This is a genomic window from Nocardia sp. NPDC059154 (assembly GCF_042755705.1).
Taxonomy (GTDB): Bacteria; Actinomycetota; Actinomycetes; order Mycobacteriales; family Mycobacteriaceae; genus Nocardia.
In genome coordinates, this window is sequence record NZ_JBHZCS010000068.1 from 1 (window position 1) to 17125 (window position 17125).

A 17125-nucleotide genomic window follows, 5' to 3' on the forward strand; every position below is an offset into this window, starting at 1 on the left:
TCCAACCCCCAACCCCACAGCCGACACACCGAAAACCAGTCGATCCCGCCCGCTACGCGGCCGGGATCGACACCACACCATTTCGCAACAGCCCGGAAACTGCTGTTCTACAGCGGATTGTCCGGGATTGCACCGGTCGTCCGAAACTCAGGCATGAGCGTACTTGCTCGGGATTGGTGCCGAACGCACGGAAAGGGACATCGGTGACCGTCATCATCGGGATGGATCCACACAAACGTTCAGCCACCATCGAGATCGTCGACTCGGCAGGCCACGTCCTGGCCGTTGGTAGATATGCCACCCACACCGTTGGCTATACCAAAATGCTAACTGCCGCACAGCAATTCACCGAACGTGTGTGGGCGGTAGAGGGATGCAACGGCATCGGCCGCCACCTCGCGCATCGCCTGGTCCACGATGGTGAATCCGCCTTGGACGTGGCCGCGAAACTCTCGGCGCAGGTGCGGGTCTTCGCTACCGGCAACGGCCCTGAGACCGACCCGGTCGACCGCAGTGAGCTGTCGAGCTCGCGCATCCACTGCTCATGAACTCAGCCGAGAGCTGGAGCGGCCAGGTCACCACTCACTGGAGGCGACCAGCCGAACACGGTCATCGTTCGTGCTCGGCGGCGAGATCAGTCGGCAATAGGGCGCATCGCCCGATCCGGCAGGATCCCGGCCCGGACGAGTTCGTCGTAGATCCGCTGCTGCTCATCGTCGAGATTCGAGTACAGCATGTCGTACGCCAGTTCTTCCTCGGCGAGTACCGCGACCGGATCCCAGTCGTCACCGAGCGCGGCGAGGACAGCGCTGCGCCGTCGCACCTCGTCGAGGGTGAGGTCGTAAGCAAAATTGTGGTCGGCCATTTGGGCATCTCCAACCAGGTTCTTTCCAAAAACGAATTGACGACGATGCCCAATCACGCCGTCTCGGGCAATGACCTGCATCACGTTTCGCGGTTGGACTTCGTCACATTTGATGCCCGTGCGCGGACTGGACCGCGCAGTAAATGCGTCCACATAATCGCCACGCCACGTCCAACGCTGAAATCGGGCGCGGCTACGCCACACCGCCAACAGAGCGGAACTCGCCAATGGCCGTCGCTAGCGCCCGGGTGCTGTTGCTGGCCGCCCTGATGCTATTTTCCCCGACGCGAAACCCCCGCACCGATCGAACCCGAACTGGGCCATACGACATCAGAGGCCAGTGACGAGCGCTCGATATTCGGCATTTCCGTGCACTGCTGGCGGGCCCAGTCGGGTGAGATGATCTCAGCCCGTTGATCTTCGGAGCGCTCGCGCTGGCCGGTTCGGCCAGCGCGGTGTGCGGCACGAGCGGATGATTGCGATCGATGGGCCTCGGCAGTCGCCGCGATTCAGTGGTGGAACAGTCGAACTCCGGTGCGGGCGAGGGTGATGCGGTGTTCGCGGCAAGCATCGGCGATAACCCATGACAGACCGAACATCCAGACGGACCAAGGCGCACTGGATTTCGGCATGTGGTGCGCTCGCACGGCAGGCCCCGCAGCCGGTTCCAACCACACGACCAGCGGTAGAAGGGCACGCTGCCATGTGCGCATGAACGGCCAACCCAACCGTTCTAAACGTGCACTACAGCTGAGGAATTGGCGCGAAAATGCTGTTCTACAGCGGCTTGTGCGGGATTGCACCGGTCGTCCGAAACTCGGCAAAGTAGTGCACTGCCGGCTGCCGTACGGCGCGGGCCGTTGGGCTTCCGACGCCGCGCACCGGCCGGTCGAACAGCGCGGGTGGCGGTATTCCCGTACGTTCGCGCTGTATGGCGGCACGGGTCTACCGGTGGGCTTCGGTTCGACCGTCGGCGGCTGCCGTGAGCCGGCGGGCCAGGGCGCGCACGGCGTCGTTCAGTGCGTCGGGGTGTTCGATGACGAACGGGCGGTTCAGGCCGGCCAGGACGGGGGGAATCCAGTCGAGTTGTTCGGCTCGGATTCGGACCCGGACCCACGGGTGGGTGTCAGGAAGTGAGTCGATCTCGTGCATGGTCGCGATCGCCGCGGGGAGCAGTGGGCGGACCTCGGTGAGGGTGCCCTGAACTCGGATCGATACCTCGTACCGATAGGGCGCGGTGGCAAGTGCGGACATCAGATGCTCGGTCGGCTCGAATCCCGCTGGCGGAGTGAATGTTCCGGGCAGCGTTGTCACCGTCGTGATGCGGTCGAGCCGGAACTGACGTAGTTCGTCACTGTTGCTGTCCATCCCCGTCAGGTACCACCGGCCGGAGTGGGCGACGAGCCCGTATGGGTGTACAGTCCGCTCACTGCGGCGCCCGTTCCGGTCGGTGTAACCGATCGCGACCGGTCGGCGCTCGCGGGTGGCCTCGGCGAGCCGGAGGAGGACCGCGGTCTCGACAGCAGCCTCGGAGCGGGCGTCGGCGGTGAATTCGGCGGTGTGGATCAGTGCGTCCAGCCGGGCCGTCAGAGGTGGGGGCAGGACGCGACGGAGTTTGGCCGTAACGCTGTCGGCCGCGTGGGCGGCTGTTGTCGATTGACCGACGCCGCGGCTGGTGAGGAGTCCGAGCAACACGGCCACCGCTTCGTCATCGGTCAGCATCAGCGGCGGCATTCGGTACCCCGGGGCGAGGCGGTATCCGCCGTAGCGGCCCCGCACCGATCGAACGGGGATCTCCAGGTCGGTGAGATGGGTGACGTATCGCCTGACGGTGCGTTCATCGACGCCGAGCCGTCCGGCGAGTTCGCCGACGGTGTGGGTGCCGCCGGTCTGCAACAGCTCGAGGAGGGCCAGCACTCGGGCGGTGGGGCGCGTCATCAGGAAATTCTCTCATCTATACCGGGCGGAAACTGTCCGGTATCGGCTCTACCGTGGCCTGCGGGCGGCGCAACCTCCGCCCCAACCAACAACAGGAGTCCGCAATGAACCTCGTCTCAATCCGTTTGATCACCGGCGACATCCAACGGCTGGTCGGCTTCTATCAGCACCTGACCGGTGTCGAAGCCACCTGGGCTACACCGGATTTCGCCGAAATCGTCACACCGGCCGGCACACTCGCGATCGGAAGCACCCGCACCGTCGCATTGTTCGCGGCCGGCAGCGCGCGCCCAGCCGACAACCACACCGCGATCATCGAGTTCCTGGTCCCCGACGTCGATGCCGACTACCAGCGATTGCGGGACACGGTCGACGATTTCGTCAACGAGCCCACGACGATGCCGTGGGGCAATCGGTCATTGCTGCTTCGCGACCCCGACGGCAACCTGATCAACCTCTTCACCCCGGTCACCGCGCAGGCCGTCGCAAAATTTGCCCGCTGACATCCGCTTGTCGGCATGTGCGTGCGGGCACCTGTGAGGCGCTGGGCCCATCGATCCTCGACAGGCCCGCGCTGGCCGGTTCGGGCCGCACACTATTCGGCATAGCGCGTTCGGTCGTGCGTTCAGTGATGGTGCTGAGCGATGGTCAGGATCCACTCTCTAGCCGTAATCGCTGGTGAGCAAAGGCAATTCGGGATTTGTGAGGCTGAAGTTCGATATGTCGGCGGGTCGGGATGGGCCCAACCGGCATATCGCAGCACAACCAGGGGCCTTCGGTCAGCTGTCGGGCATGGCGATTCGGCGCCGTTCGGCACGGCGGGCGAGCGTATCGACGATTCGATGCCATGCCGGCGACTCCCTGAGGATCAGGGAAAAGACCGGCGTCGGGTTCGCTGGTCGGCTGCTGTTGCCTTCGTGTTCGATCTCCCATGCTTCCAGGTCGTTGATGAGCCGATCCACGCGTGGATCGTGCGGATCCCAGTCGACTGATTGATCGCATCCGAGATACAGGCGCATCTTCTCGGGGTCGTCGAAGCCGGCGTTCTTGTCCCGTATCCACTGCGGCACCGCATGCGGGTCCGACGCCTGCATCAGGATCGACCAGTCGCGTTCGAGTCGGACCGTCCGTTCACTGACTCCGAGACTGCGAAGCCGGTTCAGTATGGCGACCATCTCGGGGTGCAGGACAAGCTCTTCGCCGCTTGCCAATTCGGCGATGCGGCGGCGATGCTCGGTGAGCTGCTCGATCTTGGTCTGCAATGCGGTGTCGATATCGGTGATGGCAGCTGCGAATTCGGTTGGTTGTGCGTGCAGCAGCGCATCGATGCGGGCCAGCGGAACTCCGGCATCGGCAAGAGTCCTGATCCGGACGAGATCTACCGCCGCCTGCGCGCTGTAGCGGCGGTAGCCGGAGGCATCGCGCTCAGGCTCGGGCAACAGGCCGACCTGGTGGTAGTGGCGGACGGTGCGCACGGTAACGCGGGCGGTTGCCGCGAGCTGGCCGATCGTGAGCACCGTATGCCTCCGGTCTTCGGGAAACATGGCCAAGCCGAGTTCAGGCGCGAGCCACCCGGTCGACGACGTCGCGGATCGCCTGGACCACGACATCGGGGCGCGTGAAGCACAGCTGGTGGTGGCCGACATCGGAGACGACGCGATGTTCCCCGAACGACACCGTGCTCACCACGGCCGTGGCCATCCTCCGCCTGCCCTCCTGTATCGCACATATCGTCTGCTCCGGCATCGACGCCTGCGGGCCGGGGTCGGTGCCCTCGGCGGTGAGCGCGACCACCGGTACGTCGGGAATGTCCGGCCCGGCACGCAGTTCGTCGGCGAGTGCAACCAAGCTGCCCCGTTCGGCGATGCCGACCCGGAGCCATTCGTCGCTGACATGGGCTTCGATCAGCGGCTGCCGCATGTGTCGCGGATAGTCCGCCATCAGTCCGGCGAACATCTCGTGCAGGGCTGGGCGCATCTGCCGGATCTGCTCGGGACCGGGCGCCGGCTGCCGGCCGGCAGCCGGGCTCGCCGCAGCGGGCATGAAATCCTCCCAGTCGCGGTGGAAGCCATCCAACCAGACCAGCCCGGCCACCTCCTGCGGGTACAACTGCGTGAACCGATGCGCGTAGGCGCCGCCGAGGGAGTGCGCGACCAGGACGTACGGGGCTTCGAGGTCCGCGTGCAGCAACTCGTGTAGTTCCATCGCGACCGCGGCGGCGGTGCGCGGCAGCGGGACCGGATCGCTGTACCCGCTGCCGCCACGGTCGTACACCACTGCGGTGCAGAACTGCGAAACCCCTTGCTGCACAGCGAAATAGTCCAGACCGACCGCACCCGCGCCCGGCAGGAACACGACGGCCGGCCCGCCACTGCCCAGCCGATGCACGAAAACGCGGCGGCCGTCGACCTCCTGAAACTCCCCGATCGGCGGAGCAGGCCGAGCTGCGGAAGCGATGTTCTTCGTCATGAAGCAAGGGTGCAACCCCGACGCAGCGTCAGGGTCAAGCCTTCCCGTCATCCTCGGGCCGTCGCGGAGTGGGGATCGAGTGCCCAGATCTGCGAAAAGCACTGTGTCATAGGCCATTTTGTAGGCCCAGTGATCTATGCCGATGATCTTTTGATGGTGACGCACCGACCGTTGTCCGAGGGTCCGCCGATGCCGGGGGCTTGTGCGTTCAGCGCGATTATTCGCGGGTTGCGGGGCCCTCGATCAACCCGTACTCGACAGCGGCGGAGGTGGTGAGTGTCCGTTGCTGTTCCAGATCTCGACGGATCTGGTCTGTGTCGCGACCGGTGAGTTCCGCCAGTCGAGCGAGCAGTGTGCCGAACATGGCTCGCGCGTGTTCGAGTCGCGGTTCGACACGACTGAGCCCGCCCTCCAGACGTACCGATGGCTCCCGCAACACGAACTGGGCACTTCTGTAGGCGTAGCGATGCTCGCACGATGCGAGCACTCCCAGCGCTGCACCGCCGAGCGTGCCGCTCACGTAGGCGCTCACGGGCGCGCGAAGCACGTCCAGCACATCGGTGACAGTGCTGGCGTCGAGCAGATCCGCTTCCAGCCCGTACATTTCGAGCCGGATCGGTCGGGCGCTCTCAGCGTCCAACGTCAGCAACCGAGCGCACAACTCGGTGGCAGCCGCGGCGTCCAAATGCCCGCGCGCGATAACCGTCCGCTGCATGAGCAACGCGTCCGCCGGTCCGTCCGGGCGAGGATCGATCCACACCTGCGTCGAGGGCGGCGGGACCGGAACAGGCTGCGGTTGTTCACGTTTCGCCGGGTAGTAGTTCGGAAACTCCGACGGCCAGGGCTGCCACTGAGAAGTGGGTGTGCTCGTCTCGATTCTCAAGGTTGTTCTCCGATCCGATTCGATTCAGCTGTCGTACTCGTCACTTGCAACGCGATGCGGCTGTCGACCGCAGCGGCGTACCGCTGCAGCGTCGAGGTCCGCACATCGACGTTCTCCGTCTCCAACCGCGCCACCGCCGACTGCGACGTACCCATACGGGCAGCAACTTCGGTCTGCGACAACCCCGCCGCCCGCCGCCGCTCCACCAGTTCAGCAATCAGCCGCGCACGATCCTCCGACATCCTGCGCAGCGCCATCTCCCGGAACCCGGGCAGCACCGGGAGAGGTTCCTCGCCCGGCGACTGGCTCACCTCCTCGCTCATACCTACAACGATATCTCACTTTAGATATAACGCCAGGTCCTGAACAGAAGCGCGCCAGCTGCACTAACAACGAGGATCCGACGAAATCCACAATCAGCACCGCCGCGCCTTCTAACGTGCTCATCGGCTTCAGGCGAGGGACCGGATTCGGTGCCGATGGGCTCGGTGGTGTGCTGAGACTGGGAGTCGACCACTGCCATGGTCCGCCGCGGCGCGATAGTGCGGCGTGCGGATTTCCTTGCGCCGCAGAACGTTCAGGTCTTGATCGACCAGACAGTGAAACGTGTTCTAGCATCTCGGTGAGCATCGCCGCGATGCGGCATAAGACCGGGAGGGGCGCGGGACGGTAGGTTCGTTCCGCTCGAAGCAGCATGGTCGGGGAAATTCTTGCTCATATCGCGGATGACTGGACCTCTGTGCGCGCTACCCACAGAGTTCGTCCATGGAACTGGAACCCCAACCGGTCCGCATTCGGTGGCACTTTGTACTCGATGACAGATCCGTTCTTCGGGATCATGGCCCGCGGTCAGCTCGGGCGCGGCTATCGTGTTTGGACGAGCGCTGCAAGCATTGAGTTCATCGCGCCCGGCCGTGAGATGGTGACCGCCACCATGTCGCTCCCGTCTGATCACGTCGCGGTGATCCGTGACGCCACGAGCGAGGGCGGCAAGTCGATCACAGCTCACACCGCCGAAATCGTTTCCGATCAAGGCGTTCTAGTTGCCCGAGCCACCCAGCAGCTGTACGTGCGTCGCGTCAACCAGTGACCACGACATGGCCCCACCACCTTCAATGCCGACCCACAACGTCCTGCACTCGACAGCGGCAAATGTTCCTGTGCCGCAGTCGGTCTCATCGTCGGCCGCGCCGCGCCGGCCAGTCCGGTCAGCGCGGTATGCAGTGCGGGATGGGGATGTTGGTTGATCAGCGTGCGGCCGACGCGTGGCGTGCGGCCGACATTGGCTGACGGGCATCTGCAACGGCAGTAACCACACAGGTGCCCAACCGGCCGACGCGATCGTAGAGCGTTGCGGTGCCGACTGCGATCCCGTCGCCGGTGACCTGATCCTGAGCCTGAAGCCCGAGTTCGGGACCTTCGGGCAACCGCGAGAGCGTCAAGGTCATGTCGGTGTTGATGTAGCCGATCCCCGCAGATCCCCAATGGCAGACGAAGTTCGTGGCGTCTCCCATAGCAGCTGCTCGCTGAAACGGGGAGATCGGTTCGCCCTCGACCAAGGGAATGAGGTTCTGCCACAGCACTTTACGGTCGGCGTTCCGGCCTGCGGTCAAGTTGTCGGTCCACTCGGATTCGCCACACTTGAGCAACGGCGGCTCGCCGTGCGGCGATGTCAGCTGAGCCTGCGGTGCGGGCAATGACGCCTGCGGCTGCCACATCTCACCCGGTGCCGCAGAAGCTGAAGCGAGGAAGACCGCACTCGCCCGCGCACGGAGTTCGCCCTGCTGCACGATGGAGGCATCGGCGACGATCACCCGCGTGCCCTCGCGGATGACGGCGCTGTGCACCGCGATCGGTTCGTTGAGTACCGGCCGCAACATATCGACTGTCAGCCGCGCGGGTATGAAGCCCACCACGGGGCAATGCGTTTCAAGCTGACGCGCCAACAGTCCACACACCGCCGGCCCGTTCACCTGCTTCGAAGACCACTGGCTGACCCCGAAACCATGCGCTTGGTACTGCCCGTCTCGCGCCACGAAGAACGAAACCACCGCGATCGGCCCCCTCTGTTTCCGACTCGTCAAAACGCATCGATTAGAACACGTTTCATGGCCCCCAGAAGATCATCCGGCTCTAGTCGAGCGCACGGAATTCGACAATATGGCGCGTTGGCCAGGGCGGCCAGCGCGGCTGCCGAAGTGGTGTGGGACATCGGACCGCGCCGACAACACAGTGGGTCGGCTCGCCCCGCTTTCGGCCTTCCTGGCCAGGCAACGGCACGGGGCCGGTGCCGCGGATTCTGCGGCACCGGCCCCGGTTGGATCATTCGCCTACTTGAGCCGGTCCGGCTCGAATCGCTATTTGCGGCCGGTGAATTCGTCCATGGAGTGGTAGACGCCCACCGTGTTCAGGTAGAAGTCGCGGACCTTGAGCGGGAGGAGGCCGGAGATGGCGCGGTTGAGGCGGGAGGTCCAGGGTAGGACTACCAGGGCGGAGCCCTTCTTCATTTCGGTCCAGGAGGTGTCGACGACTTCCTCCTGGTCCAGGATGGGGGTGAACCAGAAGCCCTTGGCGCCGTCGAACATTCCGGTGTTGATGTAGGTCGGGCAGACCGTGGTGAACTTCACGTGCTCGTTGCCGGACTGCTCGAGCTCCAGGCGCACCGAATCCGACCAGCCCAGTGCCGCCCACTTGGAGGCCGCGTAGACGCTCATGCGGGGGTTGGCCACCAGCCCGGCGGAGGAGGCGATGTTCAGGACGCGGCCCTCGACGCCCTTGTTCGCCACCATGGCGGGCAGGAATTCGAGTGTGATGTACATGGGCGCAAGCGAATTGATCGCCATGGTCTTGTCGATGTCGGCACGGTTGCCGGTCTCCCAGAAGTAGCCGTTGCCGCGCACGATGCCCGCATTGTTGACCAGCACGTCGATTCCGCCGACCTCGGCGCATACGGCCGCGCCCGCCTCGGCGATGGCGTCGCGGTCGGACACGTCCACCGCATAGTGGTGAATCTTGCTGCCGCCCAGCGCCGCCAGCTCGGCCGCGGTCTCCTCGAGCGCCTTCTCGTTGATATCCCACAGCACCACGTCGGCGGCCTGCTCGGCCACCGCGCGCTGCGCGAACGACTTGCCCAGGCCCATGGCCGCCCCGGTGACCAGGACCTTCTTGCCCGCTACGGTCTTCATACCCCTCTGTACCCCTGTCGAAATGAGCTGCGGAATCACTTCTGCCGCAGCGTCTTCATGACGCCCAGGTAGAGCGTCATCGTCTTGGCCCACAGCTGTTCCGACATGCCCGGCAGCGGTGCGATGGGCAGCACCCGCTGCACCGCGATGGTCTGGGTGTCGATGTACTTCAGCAGGCCCTCGGGCCCGTGCCGGCGGCCGGTGCCGGAGATACCGAGCCCGCCCGAGGGCGCGGCCACCGAGCCCCACGCGGCGATGAAGCCCTCGTTCACGTTCACCGATCCGGCGCGCACCCGCGCGGCGACCTCGCGGCCGTGGGCGGTATCGCGGCTCCACACACTGGCATTGAGGCCGTAGGCGGTGTCGTTGGCCTGGGCGACGGCCTCGTCGTCGCTGGACACGCGGTAGACCGACACGACCGGTCCGAAGGTTTCCTCGCGGTAGACGGTCATGCCCTCGCGCACGCCCGCGAGAATGGTGGGCTCATAGAAGTAGGGGCCGAGGTCCGGCCGCGCCTTGCCGCCGGCGAGGACCGTCGCACCCTTGGCGACTGCGTCGTCGACGTGCTTACTGACGGTGTCGATCTGGCGCGGGAAGGTCAGCGACCCGATCTCGTAGCTGTAGTCGAGAGTCTTACCGAGGCCCAGTTTCTTTGTGTGGGCGACGAATTCGGTGACAAACTGGTCGTACACCGTGTCGTGCACATAGATTCGCTCGATCGATTCGCACAGCTGCCCGGCGGAGGCGAAGCAGGCCCGCACCGCGATCTTGGCGGCGGCCGACACGTCGGCGTCCGCGAGCACCAGCAGCGGGTTCTTGCCGCCGAGCTCGAGCGAGTATCCGATGAGCCGCTCCCCCGCCTGCTGGGCGATGGTGCGCCCGGTGGCGCTGGATCCGGTGTAGTCGACGTAGTCGGCGCGCGCGATGACCTCGGTGCCGACCACCGCGCCCCGCCCGAGCACCGCCTGCCACAGGCCCTTGGGCAGACCGGCGCGCTCGGCGACGTCGATGGCCCAGAGCAGGGTCAGCGCGGTCTGGTTGTCCGGCCGCCCGATGACGGCATTGCCGGCCAGCAGCGCGGGCAGCGCGTCGGAGGCGCCCAGCGCGAGCGGGTAGTTCCACGGCGAGATGACCGCGACCACGCCCTTGGGCCGGTTGCGCACCTCCACCTGGGTGAGGACCGGCATGACGCCGCGCGGCTTGCGATGCGCCAGAATCGATTTGCCCTCGGCCGCGTAGTAGCGGGTGTTCACCGCGACGTCGGAGACCTCGTCGAAGGCGTGCACCCGGGACTTGCCGGTCTCGAGCTGGATGATGTCGAGGATGGTGTCCTGCTCGGCCAGCACCAGGTCGTGGATGCGGCCCAGCAGTGCGGCCCGCTCCCCGACCGGCACGGTCGCCCATTCCTGCTGCGCGGCGCGCGCGGTGGCGAAGGCCGCCTCGATATCGGTGACCGAGGACTGCGGCAGGTCGGTGATCTTGGCGCCGGTGGCAGGCGCGAACACCTCCACCGAGGGCGCACCGCCCGCGACGGCGTGGCCGAGCAGGCGCTGGACCCGGTCAAAAGGCAGCGCATCGGCGGCGGCGAGCTGCGGGGCAGTCGTCATTGGTCGCCCTCTCGAGGAGTCGGGTGCGGGTGAAACCCATTATTAACTGAACATCGGTGTTACATGAACACTGGTGTTAGATTAATGGACGTGACGCACACCATGTCAAGCCCTCCGGCGGGCAAGGGCACCCCGGCTCGCCGCGGCCGGCCGCCGCAGACGGAGAAGCAGGCCGACCAGGTGCGCGCCCGCATCGTGCTGGCCACCGCCGAGGTGTTCGCCGAGCAGGGTTCGCGCGGGCTGAGCGTGGCGCGGATCATCGAGAAGGCCGGGCTGGCGCGGCCCACCTTCTACCGCTATTTCGCCAATGCCGTCGAGCCGCTGCACGCGGTGCTCACGGTCTCCAACGAGGACCTGGTCGGCGGCATCCGGTCCGCGCTGGAACGCAGCGAGCAGCCGGTCGATCTCGGCATCAATATGATCGAGGCGTATCTGCACTGGGCGGGCGGCCACGGCCGGATGCTGGCGCCGCTGTTCGCCGAACTGCACGATCCGGGCTCGCCGGTGTCGGCCTATCGCGAGCAGGCCATCGACGACATTCGGGACCTGGTGCGCACCAAGATCACCGGCCTGGGGCGACCGGCCCCCACCGATCTCGACCTCGACACCGCGCTGCAGACCTGCGAATTCGTCGTCTACCGCATTTCCGCGGACGCACCGCACGGCGAACCCGATCAGGCCACCATCGACGCCGCCCGGCTGACCATGATCCGCGGGGTGCTCACCATGCTCGGCACGCGCGCGGATGTCGAATACGCGCTCACGATTCCGGGGTTGTTCGAAGCCACCCAGGACTAACCGGTCCAGCAGGTTAGCCATCGGCGACGTCCCGGGCTAGGCTCGGCGCATGCCGGAAACCACGCCGCCCCAATCCTTCTCGGCCGTCACCCGCGCCATCGTCCAGGACGTCACGGTGACGCCCGCCAAGCGCACCGACCGCATCCAGACCCGCCGCATCTCCATGCCCGCGGGCACGGCGGCCGGCCTGCACACGCACAATGGTCCCGTCGTGGGCAGCATCGTGTCCGGCTCGGTGGCCTACCGGATCGAGGGCGAACCGCTGGTCGTGCTGCGGCCGGGCGATGTGTTCTTCGAACCGGAGGCGGTGCGCATCGCCCAGTTCGACGCACTCGACGAGGACGTCGTGTTCCTGGGTCACTTCCTGCTCGGATCGGATCAGGATCCGGCCATCGAATTCCCAGGAAATTAGCCGACACCGCGCATCCGCCCGTCCTATCGTCGATTCGTTCGTACAACGAAAAGAGCTGAGGATGAAGGCTATTCGCACCCGCGAGCCCGGCATCGACGGATTGGTCTACGAGGACGTCCCCGACGCGAAACCCGGTCTCTGCGATGTCCTGATCAAGGTCGAGGCGTGCGGTATCACGCACAACGAACTGGACTGGCCCATCTGGAACTGCCGCACCGGCCACCCCCGGGACTCGGTCATTCCCGGCAACGAGGTCTCGGGTGTGATCGCCGCGCTCGGCTACGGCACCGCCGGATTCGCCGTCGGCGACGAGGTTTTCGGCCTCACCGACCAGCTGCGCAACGGCGCGGCCGCCGAGTACGTTGCCGTCGAGGCCCGCAATATCGCACGCAAACCCCGCACCCTCGATCACATCCAGGCGGCGGCGGTCCCGCGTGCCGGGCTCACCGCCTGGCAATCCCTGTTCGACCACGGGCACCTCGAAAAGGGCCAGACCGTCGTCATCCACGGCGCGGGCGGCGCAGTCGGCTCGATGGCCGTCCAGCTCGCGCACTGGGCCGGCGCGCACGTTATCGGTACCGGCCGCGAGCACTCCCGTTCCCTGGCACTCGAACTCGGCGCCGACCGCTACCTAGCCCTGGACACCGAGCAACTGGCCGACGCCGCCGGCCAGGCCGACCTGGTGGTCGACACGATCGGCGGTGACGTCCTCACCGGTTCATCGATCCTGCTCCGCCCCAACGGAACCCTCATCACCATCAAGGCAGCAGCCGAATTCCCCACCGACCGCGACGACATCCGCAAGGTCGTCTTCGTCCAGGAATCCAACCGCGCCCAACTGACCGAACTCGCCCGCCTCATCGACGAGGGCCGCCTCCGCCCCCAGGTCGGCGCCGTCTACCCTCTCGAAGAAGCGGTGAAAGCCTTCAGCGCCAAGGCCGCCGGCGGCCTCCCCGGCCGAATGATCCTCCAGCCGTGAACCGCTCGCCGATCACAATCGACATCGGATCGCCGGCCTCGCCCATCGCGTCCATGGGGACCGTGTACCGGTTGCCGGTATCGGCGCAGATCACGTCGGCGATCTTGACCGGCGCTGGAAGGTCCCCGCACTCGAAATGGGCGAGACTCGGCACGATTACCTCGCCGACTCCCTCGGCGTAGGCGAGGTTCATCAGGCGGTTGATCGGCGCGCCCCGCAGTGTTGGACCGGACGGTCGTCACGGCCGCCGAGCTTGATCGACTTCGGTCAACTCACTGGTTTCATTGCTGCAGACTTCATTGCTGCAGACTTCATTGCTGCAGCTCGGGAATGGGTTGTTCTTCGAGGACGACGATTTCGCACTGCTCGGCCCAGTGCAGGTGGTGGTGATCGCCGACCATTTCCAGCGCCTCGTCCATGCAGGTGGCCTGGAGGATGGACATTCCGATCACTCCGCTGTCGGTCTCGGTGGTACCGGTCGGCGTGATGCGGCGCGCATTGCCGAGGGGTTTGCCCGCGTCGACGAGGCCGGTGCCGATCCGGCCGCTCCAATCCGCCCACAGCTGCATGCCTTTCGCGGCTTCCGCGGGTGTGGCCTGGGCGAATCGTTCGGCGACCGAGAGGGGTGCGAGGTAGAGGACTATGTAGCGCTTCATGTTACCGAAGATAGGTGACCAAATGGTCACATGTCAAGCTTCATGTGACCGATTGGTCTCGTATAGAGTGGGGGCGTGGACGAGGATGTGGTGTTCAAGGCGCTGGCCGATCGCACCCGGCGGCATCTCCTGGACGCGTTGTTCGCCAAAGACGGCCAGACGCTGACCGAGCTGGAATCCGGGCTGGAGATGACCCGCTTCGGCATCAGCAAGCACCTCCGTTTGCTCGAGGAGGCGGGCTTGGTGACGGCGGTCCGCAGCGGGCGAAAGAAGTTGCACTACCTCAATCCCGTGCCGATCCGGCTGATTCACGATCGATGGATCGACAAATTCACCGAACAACAGCTCTCCGCACTGGCCGATCTGAAGAAGGACCTGGAATCGTGAGCTTCAAGAACGTCCTCTCGCGTGTGCGCCCGGAGACGACCCAGATCCATCGCGTGATCATCGCCGCACCGGCCATGCGGATCTGGCAAGCTGTGACCGATCCCGACTGGACCGTGCGTTACGGATTCGGCGGCCGCAGCGTGCTCGAACCTCGGGTCGGTGGCGCGTTCACGGTGTTCGCTCCCTCCGGACCTCGTCCGATCGACAGCGAACCGGCGGTCATCATCCGCGGCACGGTCACCGATTACGACCCTCCGGTGTTGTGGGGTGCGCGCATACGTTTCCTGGGCGATGAGAACCTTGCCGCGGAGCCGGAAACCTATCTGCGATACGAGATTCGTGATCGCGGCGACGGCACCTGCGCCCTGACCGTCATCCACGATGTCGCCGGCGCTCCGCTCATCTCGATCATCGTCTCCGGCGATCTGGAATCGGAAGGCTTCGGCGGCGGCTACCCGTTCATGCTCAGCGACCTGAAATCCCTGCTGGAGACCGGGCGGTCGCTACCCGTCAGTCGCCCCACCCACAAGAGCTGATCACCTGAACTGCAATGGATTTGCTTCCACCGGGGTCAGGCCCGCTCGAAACGCATGGCGGGGTCGGTGATTCGGCCGTAGCGGAGTTTGGGGAGGTCGCGAAGGTAGTTCATGTAGAGGCGCCAGGGGGCGCGGTCGCCCGTTTTGGGGAGGATGTCGAGGGCCCGGAGCACGTAGCCCGGCTCGAAGTTCAGGAAGGGCGCGGTGCCGATGGACGGGTCGCGCACCGGGGTCGCCGTGGCGTAGCCGTGGGCGTCCATGTGGCGCAGCAGGCGAACCACGTACTCGCACACCAGATCCGCCTTCAGCGTCCAGGAGGCGTTGGTGTAGCCCATGATGAAGGCGAAGTTGGGGACATCGGAGAGCATCGTGGCCTTGTAGGCCATGGTGTCGGGGAGGTGGACCTTGCGGCCGTCCACCACCAGTTCGACGCCGCCGAAGGGGATGAGGTTCAAACCCGTTGCGGTGATGATGAGGTCGGCCTCGAGGTCGCGGCCGGATTCGAGGCGCAGGCCGGTCTCGGTGAAGGTGTCGATGCGGTCGGTGACCAGCTCCAGCCGCCCCTCGCGGATGGCGCGGAACAGATCGCCGTTGGGCGACAGGCACAGTCGCTGATCCCACGGCCCGTAGGGGGGGTTGAAGTGGGTGTCGATGTCGTAGCCGTCGGGCAGCCAGCGCTGCTGAAAGCCGCGGATCCAGGCCCGCATGCGCTTCGGATAGCGTTGCGACAGTTGGTACATCAGCGTGCTGAGGGCGACGTTCTTGGCGCGGGTCAGGCCGTAGGCGATGCGCGCGGGCAGGTACGCGCGGGCGCGGTCGGCGAGGTCGTCGCGGTCGGGCAGGGAGATGATGTACGACGGTGACCGCTGCAGCATGGTCACGTGCGCGCCCTCCTCGACCAGGGCGGGGCCGAGGGTGACGGCGGTGGCGCCGGAGCCGATGATGACGACCCGCTTGCCCTCGACATCGACGTGGGCAGGCCAGTGCTGCGGGTGGATGATCGGGCCCGGGAAGCGTTCGGTGCCTGCGAAGTCCGGGGTGTAGCCCTTGTCGTAGCGGTAGTAGCCCGAGCAGCTGAACAGGAAGGTCGCGGTCATGGTCACCGACCGGCCGTCATGGTCGGCGGTGACGGTCCAGCGGTTGTCCGCCGAGGACCATTCCGCCCGAACCACCCTGTGCCGGTAGCGGATGTGCGAGTCGATTCCGTTCTCGGCCGCGGTGTCGCGCACGTACTCCAGGATCGAGTCGCCGTCGGCGATGGCCTTCTCCCCCAGCCACGGCCGGAACCGGTAGCCGAGGGTGAACATGTCCGAGTCGGAGCGAATCCCGGGGTAGCGGAACAGATCCCAGGTGCCGCCGCTGGCCTCGCGCATCTCCAGAATGGCGTAGGTCCGCCATGGGAAGGCGCGCTGCAGATGGTAGGCGGCATCGATACCGGACAGTCCGGCCCCGACAATCAGCACGTCGACGTGCTCGGGCGTAGTGGCCATAGCCCCAGCCTATCGACCGCGGTGAGCGAGACCACTACGAACGCGACAAGAATTCGCCCACCAAGCCCGCCACCCGATCCGGATCGCCCTTGTCGATGCCGAAATGGTCGAGTCCCGGCACGGTGACGCGTTCGCAGTGCGGGATCACCGAGGCCAGCCGCTCCTGATCGGAGGCCGTCCACGCGCGCCGATCCTTGTCGCCCTCGAGCAGCAGCACCTCGGCGGTGATCTCGGCGTAGTGGTGGTAGGTACCGTCCAGCCGCACGTACTGGCGGTGCTCGGTGAGATTCTGCGGCAGCTGCGCGATGACCATGTCCATCTCGGGCGCCTCCATGAACCTCGGCATCATGCGGCGGAACATCCAGCGCGGGACCTTGCGCGCGCCGTCCGGGCCGATCGCACGGATGAATTCGACGAAGGCGTCGAAGGGTTTGCCCTGGGCCAGGTACTTCTCGTAGGGACCCATCCAGTCGGACGGCATCGAACCCCGCACCGACAGGCCCGGCTCGTACGCCGCGACCTTGCGGGTGCCCAGATTGTTCCGCGCCGCCTCGAGGGCGACGAACCCGCCGTACGAATGCCCCACCAGGAACGCCGCACCCGTCTTGTCCTGGAGCGCGCGCACATCCGCGCAGTCGTCCTCGACACCGTGGCCGGGCCGCTGCGGGCCGCTGTCCCCGCGCCCGCGACGCTCGATCGTGTGCACCGTGAACGCGGTGGCCAGCGCGTCGGCGAACCCGCTGTACCCCTGTGCCAGCGACAGCACCCCGGGGACGACGATCACCCCCGGCCCCGTTCCCTCGGTCACGTAGGCGATCCGCGTACCGTCCGCCGACACCACGGCATCCGTGGACCGCTCGCCTTCTCTCTCGGCCATGGGCAACCTTCCGCTTCGGCCGCACGCGCCACTTTCGGCCGCA

Annotated in this window: 20 protein-coding genes; 8 read left to right on the forward strand and 12 right to left on the reverse strand. The window is 66.0% G+C overall.

Features of this window, described 5'->3' with window-relative positions:
* Positions 1-203: 203 nt before the first annotated feature.
* Positions 204-548 (forward strand): hypothetical protein, encoded by a 345-nt coding sequence (locus ACFXN1_RS40155; protein ID WP_379446562.1) that lies wholly within the window; start codon positions 204-206, stop codon positions 546-548.
* A gap of 86 nt (positions 549-634) precedes the next feature.
* Here ACFXN1_RS40155 and ACFXN1_RS40160 read toward each other — a convergent pair whose 3' ends face one another.
* Both ACFXN1_RS40160 and ACFXN1_RS40165 read right to left on the reverse strand, forming a co-directional pair.
* The gene (locus tag ACFXN1_RS40160; protein ID WP_379446561.1) at positions 635-865 is read right to left on the reverse strand and encodes a DUF6400 family protein; all 231 of its coding nucleotides are present in this window, start codon (positions 863-865) and stop codon (positions 635-637) included.
* Between the two features lie 945 nt (positions 866-1810).
* Positions 1811-2803: a helix-turn-helix transcriptional regulator gene (locus tag ACFXN1_RS40165; RefSeq protein ID WP_379446560.1), complete on the reverse strand. Its 993-nt coding sequence runs from the start codon at positions 2801-2803 to the stop codon at positions 1811-1813.
* 104 nt (positions 2804-2907) lie between these two features.
* On the opposite strand from ACFXN1_RS40165, the gene ACFXN1_RS40170 reads away from it, so the two are divergent.
* A complete protein-coding gene (locus ACFXN1_RS40170; RefSeq protein ID WP_379446559.1) occupies positions 2908-3306 on the forward strand; it encodes a VOC family protein in 399 nt (132 codons plus the stop codon).
* Between the two features lie 276 nt (positions 3307-3582).
* On the opposite strand, the gene ACFXN1_RS40175 is transcribed toward ACFXN1_RS40170, so the two are convergent.
* The 4 genes from ACFXN1_RS40175 to ACFXN1_RS40190 form a co-directional block, all read right to left on the reverse strand.
* Positions 3583-4320: a MerR family transcriptional regulator gene (locus ACFXN1_RS40175; RefSeq protein ID WP_379446558.1), complete on the reverse strand. Its 738-nt coding sequence runs from the start codon at positions 4318-4320 to the stop codon at positions 3583-3585.
* A gap of 40 nt (positions 4321-4360) precedes the next feature.
* Positions 4361-5272 carry an alpha/beta fold hydrolase gene (locus ACFXN1_RS40180; RefSeq protein ID WP_379463858.1) on the reverse strand — a complete coding sequence of 304 codons (912 nt, stop codon included), beginning with the start codon at positions 5270-5272 and terminating at the stop codon, positions 4361-4363.
* Positions 5273-5489: 217 nt separating this feature from the next.
* Positions 5490-6155, reverse strand: coding sequence for an ATP-dependent Clp protease proteolytic subunit (locus tag ACFXN1_RS40185; protein ID WP_379445862.1), 666 nt, complete (start codon positions 6153-6155; stop codon positions 5490-5492).
* Positions 6152-6478 carry a helix-turn-helix domain-containing protein gene (locus ACFXN1_RS40190; RefSeq protein WP_379445863.1) on the reverse strand — a complete coding sequence of 109 codons (327 nt, stop codon included), beginning with the start codon at positions 6476-6478 and terminating at the stop codon, positions 6152-6154. The genes ACFXN1_RS40185 and ACFXN1_RS40190 overlap by 4 nt, the downstream gene beginning before the upstream one ends.
* A gap of 371 nt (positions 6479-6849) precedes the next feature.
* Here ACFXN1_RS40190 and ACFXN1_RS40195 point away from each other — a divergent pair, with 371 nt between their 5' ends.
* Entirely contained in the window at positions 6850-7245 is a 396-nt protein-coding gene (locus ACFXN1_RS40195; RefSeq protein ID WP_379445864.1) for a PaaI family thioesterase, read from the forward strand.
* A gap of 157 nt (positions 7246-7402) precedes the next feature.
* On the opposite strand, the gene ACFXN1_RS40200 is transcribed toward ACFXN1_RS40195, so the two are convergent.
* The 3 genes from ACFXN1_RS40200 to ACFXN1_RS40210 all read right to left on the reverse strand — a co-directional run bounded on the left by ACFXN1_RS40200 (position 7403) and on the right by ACFXN1_RS40210 (position 10947).
* Complete coding sequence (locus tag ACFXN1_RS40200) at positions 7403-8206, reverse strand: thioesterase family protein (RefSeq protein WP_379445865.1); 804 nt, start codon at positions 8204-8206, stop codon at positions 7403-7405.
* Between the two features lie 306 nt (positions 8207-8512).
* Entirely contained in the window at positions 8513-9340 is an 828-nt protein-coding gene (locus tag ACFXN1_RS40205; RefSeq protein WP_379445866.1) for an SDR family NAD(P)-dependent oxidoreductase, read from the reverse strand.
* Positions 9341-9375: 35 nt separating this feature from the next.
* Entirely contained in the window at positions 9376-10947 is a 1572-nt protein-coding gene (locus ACFXN1_RS40210; protein ID WP_379445868.1) for a succinic semialdehyde dehydrogenase, read from the reverse strand.
* Positions 10948-11037: 90 nt separating this feature from the next.
* Between ACFXN1_RS40210 and ACFXN1_RS40215 the strand changes: the two genes are divergently transcribed.
* From ACFXN1_RS40215 to ACFXN1_RS40225, 3 genes are all read left to right on the forward strand, one after another.
* Positions 11038-11745 (forward strand): TetR/AcrR family transcriptional regulator, encoded by a 708-nt coding sequence (locus tag ACFXN1_RS40215; RefSeq protein ID WP_379400202.1) that lies wholly within the window; start codon positions 11038-11040, stop codon positions 11743-11745.
* Between the two features lie 49 nt (positions 11746-11794).
* Positions 11795-12157 carry a hypothetical protein gene (locus ACFXN1_RS40220; RefSeq protein WP_379445870.1) on the forward strand — a complete coding sequence of 121 codons (363 nt, stop codon included), beginning with the start codon at positions 11795-11797 and terminating at the stop codon, positions 12155-12157.
* Positions 12158-12218: 61 nt separating this feature from the next.
* Positions 12219-13136: an NADP-dependent oxidoreductase gene (locus ACFXN1_RS40225; RefSeq protein ID WP_379445871.1), complete on the forward strand. Its 918-nt coding sequence runs from the start codon at positions 12219-12221 to the stop codon at positions 13134-13136.
* A 311-nt stretch (positions 13137-13447) separates the two neighbouring features.
* Here ACFXN1_RS40225 and ACFXN1_RS40230 read toward each other — a convergent pair whose 3' ends face one another.
* Positions 13448-13792, reverse strand: a complete 345-nt coding sequence (locus tag ACFXN1_RS40230) for a hypothetical protein (RefSeq protein WP_379445872.1) — start codon at positions 13790-13792, stop codon at positions 13448-13450.
* 75 nt (positions 13793-13867) lie between these two features.
* Between ACFXN1_RS40230 and ACFXN1_RS40235 the strand changes: the two genes are divergently transcribed.
* Both ACFXN1_RS40235 and ACFXN1_RS40240 read left to right on the forward strand, forming a co-directional pair.
* Entirely contained in the window at positions 13868-14179 is a 312-nt protein-coding gene (locus tag ACFXN1_RS40235) for an ArsR/SmtB family transcription factor (RefSeq protein ID WP_379400206.1), read from the forward strand.
* Positions 14176-14715: an SRPBCC domain-containing protein gene (locus ACFXN1_RS40240; protein WP_379445873.1), complete on the forward strand. Its 540-nt coding sequence runs from the start codon at positions 14176-14178 to the stop codon at positions 14713-14715. Before ACFXN1_RS40235 ends, ACFXN1_RS40240 begins: the two co-directional genes overlap by 4 nt.
* A gap of 35 nt (positions 14716-14750) precedes the next feature.
* Here ACFXN1_RS40240 and ACFXN1_RS40245 read toward each other — a convergent pair whose 3' ends face one another.
* Both ACFXN1_RS40245 and ACFXN1_RS40250 read right to left on the reverse strand, forming a co-directional pair.
* Positions 14751-16205: a flavin-containing monooxygenase gene (locus tag ACFXN1_RS40245; protein WP_379445874.1), complete on the reverse strand. Its 1455-nt coding sequence runs from the start codon at positions 16203-16205 to the stop codon at positions 14751-14753.
* 34 nt (positions 16206-16239) lie between these two features.
* Positions 16240-17082 (reverse strand): alpha/beta fold hydrolase, encoded by an 843-nt coding sequence (locus ACFXN1_RS40250; RefSeq protein ID WP_379445875.1) that lies wholly within the window; start codon positions 17080-17082, stop codon positions 16240-16242.
* Positions 17083-17125 lie beyond the last annotated feature (43 nt).

Excerpts from the sequence above, each read along its gene's own strand:
- ACFXN1_RS40160 (WP_379446561.1), bottom strand. The coding sequence starts at position 865 with ATGGCCGACCACAATTTTGCTTACGACCTCACCCTCGACGAGGTGCGA.
- ACFXN1_RS40165 (WP_379446560.1), bottom strand. The coding sequence starts at position 2,803 with ATGACGCGCCCCACCGCCCGAGTGCTGGCCCTCCTCGAGCTGTTGCAG.
- ACFXN1_RS40170 (WP_379446559.1), top strand. The coding sequence starts at position 2,908 with ATGAACCTCGTCTCAATCCGTTTGATCACCGGCGACATCCAACGGCTG.
- ACFXN1_RS40180 (WP_379463858.1), bottom strand. The coding sequence starts at position 5,272 with ATGACGAAGAACATCGCTTCCGCAGCTCGGCCTGCTCCGCCGATCGGG.
- ACFXN1_RS40190 (WP_379445863.1), bottom strand. The coding sequence starts at position 6,478 with ATGAGCGAGGAGGTGAGCCAGTCGCCGGGCGAGGAACCTCTCCCGGTG.
- ACFXN1_RS40195 (WP_379445864.1), top strand. The coding sequence starts at position 6,850 with ATGGTCGGGGAAATTCTTGCTCATATCGCGGATGACTGGACCTCTGTG.
- ACFXN1_RS40205 (WP_379445866.1), bottom strand. The coding sequence starts at position 9,340 with ATGAAGACCGTAGCGGGCAAGAAGGTCCTGGTCACCGGGGCGGCCATG.
- ACFXN1_RS40210 (WP_379445868.1), bottom strand. The coding sequence starts at position 10,947 with ATGACGACTGCCCCGCAGCTCGCCGCCGCCGATGCGCTGCCTTTTGAC.
- ACFXN1_RS40220 (WP_379445870.1), top strand. The coding sequence starts at position 11,795 with ATGCCGGAAACCACGCCGCCCCAATCCTTCTCGGCCGTCACCCGCGCC.
- ACFXN1_RS40225 (WP_379445871.1), top strand. The coding sequence starts at position 12,219 with ATGAAGGCTATTCGCACCCGCGAGCCCGGCATCGACGGATTGGTCTAC.
- ACFXN1_RS40230 (WP_379445872.1), bottom strand. The coding sequence starts at position 13,792 with ATGAAGCGCTACATAGTCCTCTACCTCGCACCCCTCTCGGTCGCCGAA.
- ACFXN1_RS40245 (WP_379445874.1), bottom strand. The coding sequence starts at position 16,205 with ATGGCCACTACGCCCGAGCACGTCGACGTGCTGATTGTCGGGGCCGGA.
- ACFXN1_RS40250 (WP_379445875.1), bottom strand. The coding sequence starts at position 17,082 with ATGGCCGAGAGAGAAGGCGAGCGGTCCACGGATGCCGTGGTGTCGGCG.